The sequence below is a fragment of the Azospirillum sp. genome (assembly GCF_035627195.1).
In the GTDB taxonomy this organism is placed as follows: Bacteria; Pseudomonadota; Alphaproteobacteria; order Azospirillales; family Azospirillaceae; genus Azospirillum.
On sequence record NZ_DASPMG010000321.1, the window covers coordinates 1 to 2,275 of the forward strand.

2 protein-coding genes and 1 pseudogene are annotated in these 2,275 nt (G+C 67.6%); 2 read left to right on the forward strand and 1 reads right to left on the reverse strand.

Annotation, left to right across the window (positions count from 1 at the left end):
• A partial coding sequence (locus VED21_RS28930) for a TrbG/VirB9 family P-type conjugative transfer protein (protein ID WP_324888649.1) occupies window positions 1–353 on the reverse strand: 353 nt, incomplete at its 3' end.
• Window positions 354–484: 131 nt separating this feature from the next.
• Here VED21_RS28930 and VED21_RS28935 point away from each other — a divergent pair.
• Window positions 485–1,692: pseudogene (locus VED21_RS28935) on the forward strand (IS256 family transposase).
• Between the two features lie 146 nt (window positions 1,693–1,838).
• Window positions 1,839–2,275 (forward strand): LysR family transcriptional regulator (locus tag VED21_RS28940; RefSeq protein ID WP_324888650.1); only part of this gene is annotated, 437 nt, incomplete at its 3' end.

Sequence of the window (2,275 nt, forward strand, 5' to 3'; positions counted from 1 at the left end):
CCGAGCGCGCCGGGGGTGAAGTTGATCACCGTCACCTCGCCGTCGTCGCACACCGGCGGCTGGCCGTCGGCCGTGGGCGCCGGCCGCCATTCCGGCGTGTCACCCTCCAGCGTGTAGGTGCAGCGCCGGTCCCGGTGGGCCAGCTCGGTGGTGCGGTCGCGCCGGTCCCCGCCGGCCGTAGCGGGGATGGCCGCCACCTGCCCGTTCAGCGTCGCGAGATAGTCCTCGGGGTAGCGCCAGCGCACCTCGACGTGGTGGGTGCGCTTGTGGGTCTCCACGTTGAGGTCGTACTTGCGCTCGCTGGTGAAGATGGAGATCTGGTGGTTCAGGCCGGCGCGGCGGTTAGCGTCCACGGAGGTGGTGGAAATTCGCCACTGATCGTCGGTGGGAAAAGGTCTACCCACGGCAGCGCTTGAGGTGGCCATCGGGTCGGCGGGCTAGAGTGGAGTTGCGACACTTCATTCCCAGTCCGACGGAGACCCCGATGACCGAGGACACAATGACATTGAGTGAGCTGCTTGCGAAGAGCGGCGACGGCGACTTCCTGCGCACCGTCGCCGAAGCCGTCCTGCAGATCCTGATGGAGGCCGACGTCGAGGGCCTGATCGGCGCCAGCCGGCATGAGCGCTCGGCCGAGCGGCTGAACTACCGCAACGGCTACCGGGACCGCACCCTGGACACCCGCCTCGGCCCCTTGCAGCTGCGCATCCCCAAGCTGCGCCAGGGCTCGTACTTCCCGCCCTTCCTGGAGCCGCGCAAGACCGCCGAGCGCGCCCTGGTCGCCGTCATCCAGGAAGCCTGGATCGGCGGGTCTCCACCCGGCGTGTCGATGAGCTGGTGCAGGCGATGGGGCTGAGCGGCATCTCGAAGAGCCAGGTCTCCAAGCTGTGCAAGGACATCGACGAGCGCGTGAACGCCTTCCTCGAGCGCCCGCTGGAGGGCGAGTGGCCGTACCTGTGGCTGGACGCCACCTACCTCAAGGTCCGCGAGGGCGGTCGCATCGTCTCGGTCGCCGCCATAATCGCCGTGGCCGTGGACACCGAGGGGCGGCGCGAGATCATCGGGCTGAGCATCGGCCCGTCCGAGGCCGAGCCGTTCTGGTCGAGTTTCCTGAAGAGCCTGGTGCGCCGCGGGCTGAAGGGCGTGAAGCTGGTGATCTCGGATGCCCACGAGGGGCTCAAGTTGGCGATCACCCGGGTGCTCAAGGCAACCTGGCAACGCTGCCGGGTCCATTGGATCCGCAACGCCTTGGCGCACGTGCCCAAGGGCCAGCACACCATGGTGGCGGCCGCCCTTCGCCAAGCCTTCCTTCAGCCCGATGCCGAGGCGGCCCGGCAGACCTGGCGCCATGTTGCCGACCAGCTGCGCGAGCGCTGGCCGAAGCTGGCGGCGCTGATGGACGAGAGTGAGGCCGACGTGCTGGCCTACATGAGCTTCCCGACCCAGCACCGGGCCAAGCTGCACAGCACCAACCCACTGGAACGCCTGAACAAGGAGGTGAAACGGCGCGCCGACGTGGTGGGCATCTTCCCCAACGAGGCGTCGATCATCCGCCTCATCGGCGCGGTGTTGCTCGAGCAAAACGATGAGTGGCAGCTCCAGCACCGCTACATGCAGGTCGAGGCGATGGCCGAACTCTACACCCCGCTCGCCGAGCCCAATCCAGCCCAGATTCCACCCAAGGCCGCCTGACCGATGGCCACCTCAAGTCACACCCGAATTTACACCTGCTTGACGGACGCGACCAGGCGACGGCCTCACCGCACAGGCTAATTGCTTTCCGCGCGCACGATAATCTATCGTTGTGCGGCGATACCCTTCACCCAGAGTGAATGATCATGGATCGGTTTACCGCCCTGGGCGTCTTCCGGACGGTCGTCGAGTTGGGGAGCTTCGCCGAAGCGTCCCGCCGGCTGCGCCTGTCTCCGGCGGCGGTCAGCAAGAACATCGGCGAGTTGGAAGCCCATCTGGGCGTGCGGCTCCTCAACCGCACCACCCGGCGGATGAGCCTCACCGAAGCCGGGTCGCGCTATTACGAGCAGGTTGCCCGCGTCCTGGACGACCTTGCGGAGGCCGACAACGCGCTGGGGCCTCTCCAGCACGCGCCCGGCGGCCTGCTGCGCGTCACGGCGCCGATGACGCTGACCCTGACCTGCCTGTCGTCGCGGATCGCCGGCTTTCTGAGCCTGTACCCCGACCTGTCGCTGGACCTGAGCCTGGACGACCGGCGGGTCGATATCATCAAGGAGGGGTACGACCTCGCCATCCGCGGCAG